The organism is Citrobacter sp. Cf118, from assembly GCF_030334095.1.
Classification (GTDB): Bacteria; Pseudomonadota; Gammaproteobacteria; order Enterobacterales; family Enterobacteriaceae; genus Citrobacter; species Citrobacter freundii.
On sequence record NZ_JAOWES010000084.1, the window covers coordinates 108,727 to 115,675 of the forward strand.

Sequence of the window (6,949 nt, forward strand, 5' to 3'; positions counted from 1 at the left end):
TTAGATGATTTCGGCGACTAATAATAATTTACTAAGATAAATCACGGTTGGTTTTTCAAGGTAATCGTTTGCGTGGTACGCTGTTTTTAATGAATCATCACTGGTGTTTATGTGATTGTCAGAGCTATGTGACTGGTATCACTAAAAAAAGCCGGGAGGCAAATGCGCCAAACCCGGCTTTGATATGGACAAAACTGTCATCGCTATAGTGCTGCTAGCGGGTGTAGAAGGTTAGGCGCAGATCTCGTAACAAGGGATATACGCAGTGCCCGGTAACTTCATACGATGTTGTGCAACAAAGCCCTGCAGGAGATCGTCCATGCGGCGCATCATTTCGCGGTCACCGTGGATTTTGTACGGGCCAAACTCTTCAATAGCGCGGATGCCGACTTCCTTCACGTTACCAGCCACAATACCGGAGAATGCGCGACGTAGATCGGCCGCCAGTACTTCAACGGGCTGATCCGGGTACAGCTTCAGGTTGGCCATGTTTTCATGGGACGGTTCGAACGGCATCTGCAGATCGGGCGCGATACGAATCGACCAGTTAAAGCTGTAAGCATCACCTGTGTCGCGACGGTTTTCTTTCACCAGCGGCATCGCTTTTTTCATCAGGCGCGCCACTTCCGCTGCATCGTCAATGATAATGCGATAGTGGCGACGCGCATCTTCTCCCAGCGTGTGCACGATAAATTCGTCCAGCACGCGGAAGTAATCCGCACTCTCTTTTGGTCCGGTCAGGATCAGTGGTAGAACCTGATCTTTGTTGGCCGGATTCATCAGGATCCCCAGCAGATACAGCAGCTCTTCCGCTGTCCCTACGCCACCCGGGAAGATGATAATACCGTGGGCGATACGCACGAACGCTTCCAGACGTTTTTCAATGTCCGGCATGATGATCAGTTCGTTTACCAGCGGGTTAGGCGGTTCAGCGGCGATGATTGACGGTTCGGTCATGCCAATAAAGCGGCTGTCTTTGTATCGCTGCTGGGCGTGGCCTACCGCAGCGCCTTTCATTGGCGCTTCCATAGCCCCTGGACCGCAGCCGGTACAGATGTTCAGTTCGCGCAGGCCCAACTGGGTGCCGACGCGACGGGCGTACAGGTACTCATTTTCGTTGATTGAGTGACCGCCCCAGCAGACGACCATGTTCGGCGCTTCACCGACGTGCAGCGCCCGGGCATTACGCAGGATCGAGAATACGAGGTTGGTGATATGGACCGAGCTTTCGAGATCCAGATGCTGAAAACGACCGGCGTTATGGATCTGGCCATTGACGAACAGAATGTCGCGCAGCACGGCAAACAGGTTAGCCTGTAGCGCACGAATAATGCGTCCATCAACAAACGCATCTTCAGGTGGGTTGATCAGTTCCAGCTTCACGCCCCGTTCGCGGCGCAGTACGTTAATATCGAAACTTTCAAAGCGTGACAGCAGTTCTTTACTGTTGTCGGTCAAACTGCCGGAGTTCAGAACGGCAAGCGAACAGTTACGAAACAGTTGATACAGGTCGCTGCTGGCCGTGCGTTTAAGCATATCGACTTCCAGCTGCGACAACATGTCCATTGAGCCAAGCGGGCTAATATGTGTAATCAAGTAAACTCCTTATGGGACGCAACACGTCATTCCCTGTGATTACAATAGCCCTGGCTTATGACCTTTCACAACCTTGTGCGCGGAATCCGACACGCAAAATTGAGAAAAAAGATTACTGACGTACCAGACGACCGGTTGCCGGAGTGAAATCGGTGTTGGTGCGCCATGGGTTAATGTCCAGGCCACCACGTCGCGTGTAGCGTGCGTAAACGCTCAGTTTCTCCGGCTGGCAGAAGCGCAGAATGTCATTGAAAATGCGTTCCACACACTGTTCATGAAACTCGTTATGGTGGCGGAAGGAGACCAGGTAACGCAGCAGCTTCTCTCTGTCGATTTTACGTCCGCGATACTGAATTTGTATGGAGCCCCAGTCTGGCTGGTGGGTGATTAAACAGTTGGACTTCAGCAGATGGCTGACCAGTGTCTCTTCCACTGCCTTTTCACCGCTCACGGCATTTTCCAGATACGCAGTGCTGAACTGGTAGTTATCGATGACGATATCCTGATTGTCGATACAGGTGCCGTTAAAGTGGGCTATAGGCTGCCCTTCCAGTTCGTCAAGGCGGTACAGCGCCACGCTGACATCGCCCTGAGCGCAGGCGCGAAGATCGTTTTCCAGTGTCTGACGTACCGCATCCCAGGAATCAAAACGCGTCTGATTAAAACTGTTCAGGTAAAGCTTAAAGCTTTTCGATTCAATCAGATTTACGCTGGTGTAATCCAGTTCCACGTGACCGACTGCGACCTGCGGTAAGCCGTTGGCATTCAGCCACGACAGTTCATACAGCGTCCAGATATCCGCACCGTGAAAAGGCAGGGTATCGGCCTTTAAATCCAGCGGATCGCGGTTCAGGCTGCGCGGAACGCCCTGCAACAGACTTGCATCGTAATTGTCTCGGTAATCCGTTGATTTACCTAGAGTCAGGCCGTCAAGCGCCTGATGATTTTCATAAGAGGACATGTTTCACCGTCATAAACCAGATACACTATGCGACAAGTGTATCCTGGCTTTTGTGAAGAGAGAAATCAGTGGACGAATTGACAGCGCAGGCGTTGGTAGCCTTTACGACGCGTTATTGCGACGCATGGCATGAAAAAAACAACAGTTGGCCACTCAGTGAAGAGCTGTATGGCGTACCTTCTCCGTGCATCATTTCTTCCACAGACGATGCGGTATTTTGGCAGCCTCAACCTTTTGTCGGCGAAAAAAACCTCAATGCGGTTGAACGGGCATTTGATATTGTGATACAACCTGCCGTTCACGCTTTTTACACCACCCAGTTTGCCGGGGATATGCACGCGCAGTTTGCGGATGAAAAGCTGACGCTGCTGCAGACCTGGAGTGAAGATGACTTCAGGCGTGTTCAGGAAAACCTGATTGGTCACTTGGTTACGCAAAAGCGACTTAAGCTTTCGCCTACGCTTTTTATTGCCACACAAGATAATGAGCTTGACGTCATTTCGGTGTGCAATCTGTCCGGTGAAGTGTGCAAAGAAACGCTGGGAACCCGTAAACGAACGGTGCTGGCGGCCTCACTTGCGGAATTCCTCACTCAACTTAAGCCAGTTCTGTAATCCTGTTTGCCCTGAACCTTGTGAGAGATCTCTTACAAACCCTGTAGGACATTGCCAGGTGATAAGTAAAGACTTAATGAATTGATAAAATAATAATTTATTATTATTCAATTGGTTAGTATTTTATTGTCAACTTTCATACGAAAATAATCGTAAGGGTAAGCCTGTAAGCATCTTGTAAGACAAAGCGAAACAGGCGATTCTATATCTGTCGACAAGGAGTCGCACAACGAAGAGAACATCAGGATGATGGCTCTTCACCTGGACACACCAGGATGGTGTTGCAAGGACAGGCTTCAGGACGAAGCAAAGAGGAAGACGCTGGATGCGTTAAAGGACACCTCCAGGACGGAGAATGAGAGCCGGTCAGGATGTTCGGCGGGTCAGGATGGCCAGGATACTTCAGGATGAAGTTTTCACATCGGGGTGATGTGAGCAGGATGCAAAAGTTCAGGATGAACAAGGTCGCAAGACCACAGGAAAAGTTGTCACGGATGAGCAGGGAGCACTAAAAGTAGCTGGAATGCTGCGAAACGAACCGGGAGCACTGTTTTTTTTACAGTGCTCCCTTTTTTTATTTCCTTCCACTAGTGCTATTCTTCGCGCCAGATTTTTCATCATTGAGGTTTATTTCATGACGACTCATGACCGTGTGCGCCAGCAGTTACACGCACTTGAAGCGCTACTGCGTGAACATAATCACTGGCGGATGGATGAGCCAGCAGAGCATCTGTTTACCAGTACGCAGCCTTTTTGTATGGATACCATGGAGCCGGTCGAGTGGCTGCAGTGGGTGTTGATTCCCCGCATGCATACGCTACTCGATAACGCGCAGCCGCTTCCGCAGGCTTTTGCCGTTGCACCGTATTACGAAATGGCGCTAGCAGCCGATCATCCGCAACGCGACATTCTCCTGGCGGCATTGCAGGAGCTGGATGCGCTGTTTACCAGTGATAACGCCTGATGCTGGAAATTCTTTATCAGGACGAATGGCTGGTTGCCGTCAATAAACCTTCGGGCTGGTTGGTTCACCGCAGTTGGCTCGACCGGGATGAGAAAGTGGTGGTGATGCAAACGGTGCGAGACCAAATTGGTCAGCACGTTTTTACCGCCCATCGACTCGACAGACCAACCTCCGGTGTGCTGCTGATGGGACTGTCCAGCGAAGCCGGGCGTTTGTTGTCTCAGCAGTTTGAACATCATCAAATTCAGAAACGCTATCATGCGATTGTGCGTGGCTGGCTGATGGATGATACCGTGCTGGATTACCCGTTGGTCGAAGAGCTGGATAAGATTGCCGATAAGTTTGCCCGCGATGATAAAGGCCCGCAGCCTGCCGTCACCCATTATCGCGGCCTGGCAACGGTAGAAATGCCGGTAGCGACCGGACGTTATCCGACCACCCGTTACGGGCTGGTGGAGCTGGATCCTAAAACCGGTCGGAAACACCAGCTCAGGCGCCATCTGGCCCACTTACGCCATCCGATAATTGGCGACAGCAAGCACGGTGATTTACGGCAAAACCGCAGCGCCGCAGAGCATTTTGGCTGTCAGCGGTTGATGCTGCATGCCAGCCAGCTTGCGCTGACGCATCCATTCACCGGTGAGCCGCTGGTTATTCGCGCCGGGCTGGATGACGTCTGGATGCAGGCATTGTCACAATTTGGCTGGCGTGGACTTCTCCCTGAGAATGAAAGGGTTGAGTTCGTCGGGCGGTCAGGTCAGGATGAGTAGATAGATTCTTAAGTCCCAGGAGATTACGGTTATGGCGGAAATTGGAATTTTTGTCGGCACGATGTACGGAAACGCACTGCTGGTTGCTGAAGAGGCCGAGGCCATTTTGACGGCACAGGGTCATAAAGCCACGGTGTTTGAAGATCCGGAGCTCAGCGACTGGCAGGCATATCAGGATAAATATGTGCTGGTGGTGACCTCAACGACCGGGCAGGGCGATCTGCCCGATAGCATTGTGCCGCTGTTTCAGGGGATCAAAGATAATCTCGGTTTCCAGCCAAATCTGCATTATGGGGTAATTGCGCTGGGCGACAGCAGCTACGTTAATTTCTGCAATGGTGGCAAACAGTTTGATGCGCTGTTACAGGAGCAAAGCGCACAGCGCGTGGGTGAAATGTTGCTGATTGACGCCAGCGAACATCCTGAACCAGAAAGCGAATCCAACCCCTGGGTAGAAAACTGGGGAACCTTGCTCAAATAATCTCTCGCCCGGCGGCGATTTGCTAGCACGGGCCTGTAACAAATGATGGACATGGAGAGAACAATCTGATTATAAATAAGGAAAAATTGCTTTAATTTATCTGTATTATAAATACAATCGCATGGTTTTATTTGTAACCCGAATTTATATAAATTAAATTCGGGTTTTTTTATTATTTATGAGATCAAAAGCACAAACAAGTAACCCAGTCATCATGTTTTAATAAAAAGCAGACTCAAACAACTGAGAGTTATGAATGAATTAATGAGATGAATAAATGAGATAAAATGATAATAACGGAAATTATTAAGCTAAGGAGGGGAACTTGTTTACTTTATATAACACTCGGGATTTTAGCCAAAGTGCCAGATTAGAGGTCTTTGAAAAAATAGTGTCACCTAAAGAAGGTCTTAGGTTAGCAAGGATATATTATGAACTTGATGATAATAAAAATCAGCGCTCAGCTATAGTTGGCCTGCCACAGAGAAAATGGAATGTAAACCGATATTCTTCCGTTGCGTATGAAAGACCCCCCATTGGTAGATGTAATCCCATTTATGATGAGATACAACACAAATTATATGTGGGCGGGATAATAGCGATTGATTGTGGTGAGCATTGGTCCTGGGACAGAAATCCTTTTTATTTTGATGAGGACGGAGAGTTAGTTTATGAACCATTTATGCCCGATATATTCGACAGCATCTTCGAAGAGAGCGTAAGGAGAGCTTATCAGGAAACGCTCGACAGGGAGCAGGGGAGAAAACCCAGACCTACTCAAAAGATTGAGTATGGCGCACCAGGTTATATTGCACCCACACTAAAACCTCTTACCGTAGTACCAGGGCCTTCATGTCCGGTTGAAGAGGATAAATCGTCCCGTGAACCTGTAGATGCGGGATTTTGCGTACTGCCCTATGAGGCCACACCGTCATCTTTCGAATCCAGGTTTTTTATTAATCCTCCGGATGGTACACGTGAGTTATATCACAAGCTCAATCCAGATATAAAAAAACAACCGGGTTCAATTCTGCTTGTAGTTGATCCTGAAAAGCAAGATCAGCAACAGATTGAAACATTGCAAAAAGCGCGTGATAGAATTGATAAAGCGCTTGCACCATTAACACTGCCAGAAGCCCGTGTGTTACACGAAAACAGAGCTTCCGTGGATATTTTTTCTTCACAACTATACAGTGATGCTTTAGGACAAAGTGGGGATATCTTAGGTTACATAAAGGATGCTGGTGGTGGATATTATGAAGAAATAAATAAAACACTCAATGAAATACAGGAGCTTTATAAGAAAACATATAGTAGTAATTCTGGTCGTATTTCTGGAGAGGAGTTTTTTGGTCAACGAGAACGGCTATTTAAAAAATTAGACGGTATTTTGAATAAATTCTCAAAAGAACGGCTAAATTTAAAACAATATGAAGATATAAAGCAGGCATTAGGTTTATCAACCAAATCGATTATGCATAAGTGGGATCAAACAGGTGTAAAGGATATTGAGGGGTATGCAAGCTACATAGAAACATCAGCGAAACTGATAAAAATAATGAG

7 protein-coding genes are annotated in these 6,949 nt (G+C 48.3%); 5 read left to right on the plus strand and 2 right to left on the minus strand.

Annotation, left to right across the window (positions count from 1 at the left end):
• Positions 1-231: 231 nt before the first annotated feature.
• Positions 232-1,596 (minus strand): nucleotide 5'-monophosphate nucleosidase PpnN, encoded by a 1,365-nt coding sequence (ppnN, locus tag OGX67_RS12815; RefSeq protein ID WP_003034076.1) that lies wholly within the window; start codon positions 1,594-1,596, stop codon positions 232-234.
• 112 nt (positions 1,597-1,708) lie between these two features.
• On the minus strand, positions 1,709-2,557 hold the full coding sequence (queF, locus tag OGX67_RS12820) for an NADPH-dependent 7-cyano-7-deazaguanine reductase QueF (RefSeq protein ID WP_134215080.1): 849 nt from the start codon (positions 2,555-2,557) through the stop codon (positions 1,709-1,711).
• A gap of 68 nt (positions 2,558-2,625) precedes the next feature.
• On the opposite strand from queF, the gene syd reads away from it, so the two are divergent.
• The 5 genes from syd to OGX67_RS12845 form a co-directional block, all read left to right on the plus strand.
• The gene (syd, locus tag OGX67_RS12825) at positions 2,626-3,171 is read left to right on the plus strand and encodes a SecY-interacting protein (protein ID WP_003034087.1); all 546 of its coding nucleotides are present in this window, start codon (positions 2,626-2,628) and stop codon (positions 3,169-3,171) included.
• Between the two features lie 634 nt (positions 3,172-3,805).
• Positions 3,806-4,135: a YqcC family protein gene (locus OGX67_RS12830; RefSeq protein ID WP_003034091.1), complete on the plus strand. Its 330-nt coding sequence runs from the start codon at positions 3,806-3,808 to the stop codon at positions 4,133-4,135.
• Entirely contained in the window at positions 4,135-4,905 is a 771-nt protein-coding gene (gene truC, locus OGX67_RS12835; RefSeq protein WP_257651629.1) for a tRNA pseudouridine(65) synthase TruC, read from the plus strand. The genes OGX67_RS12830 and truC overlap by 1 nt, the downstream gene beginning before the upstream one ends.
• Before the next feature lie 31 nt (positions 4,906-4,936).
• Complete coding sequence (locus OGX67_RS12840; protein ID WP_003034096.1) at positions 4,937-5,386, plus strand: flavodoxin; 450 nt, start codon at positions 4,937-4,939, stop codon at positions 5,384-5,386.
• 325 nt (positions 5,387-5,711) lie between these two features.
• Positions 5,712-6,949 (plus strand): DUF8093 domain-containing protein (locus OGX67_RS12845; protein WP_286526590.1); only part of this gene is annotated, 1,238 nt, incomplete at its 3' end.

Excerpts from the sequence above, each read along its gene's own strand:
- queF (WP_134215080.1), bottom strand. The coding sequence starts at position 2,557 with ATGTCCTCTTATGAAAATCATCAGGCGCTTGACGGCCTGACTCTAGGT.
- OGX67_RS12830 (WP_003034091.1), top strand. The coding sequence starts at position 3,806 with ATGACGACTCATGACCGTGTGCGCCAGCAGTTACACGCACTTGAAGCG.
- truC (WP_257651629.1), top strand. The coding sequence starts at position 4,135 with ATGCTGGAAATTCTTTATCAGGACGAATGGCTGGTTGCCGTCAATAAA.
- OGX67_RS12840 (WP_003034096.1), top strand. The coding sequence starts at position 4,937 with ATGGCGGAAATTGGAATTTTTGTCGGCACGATGTACGGAAACGCACTG.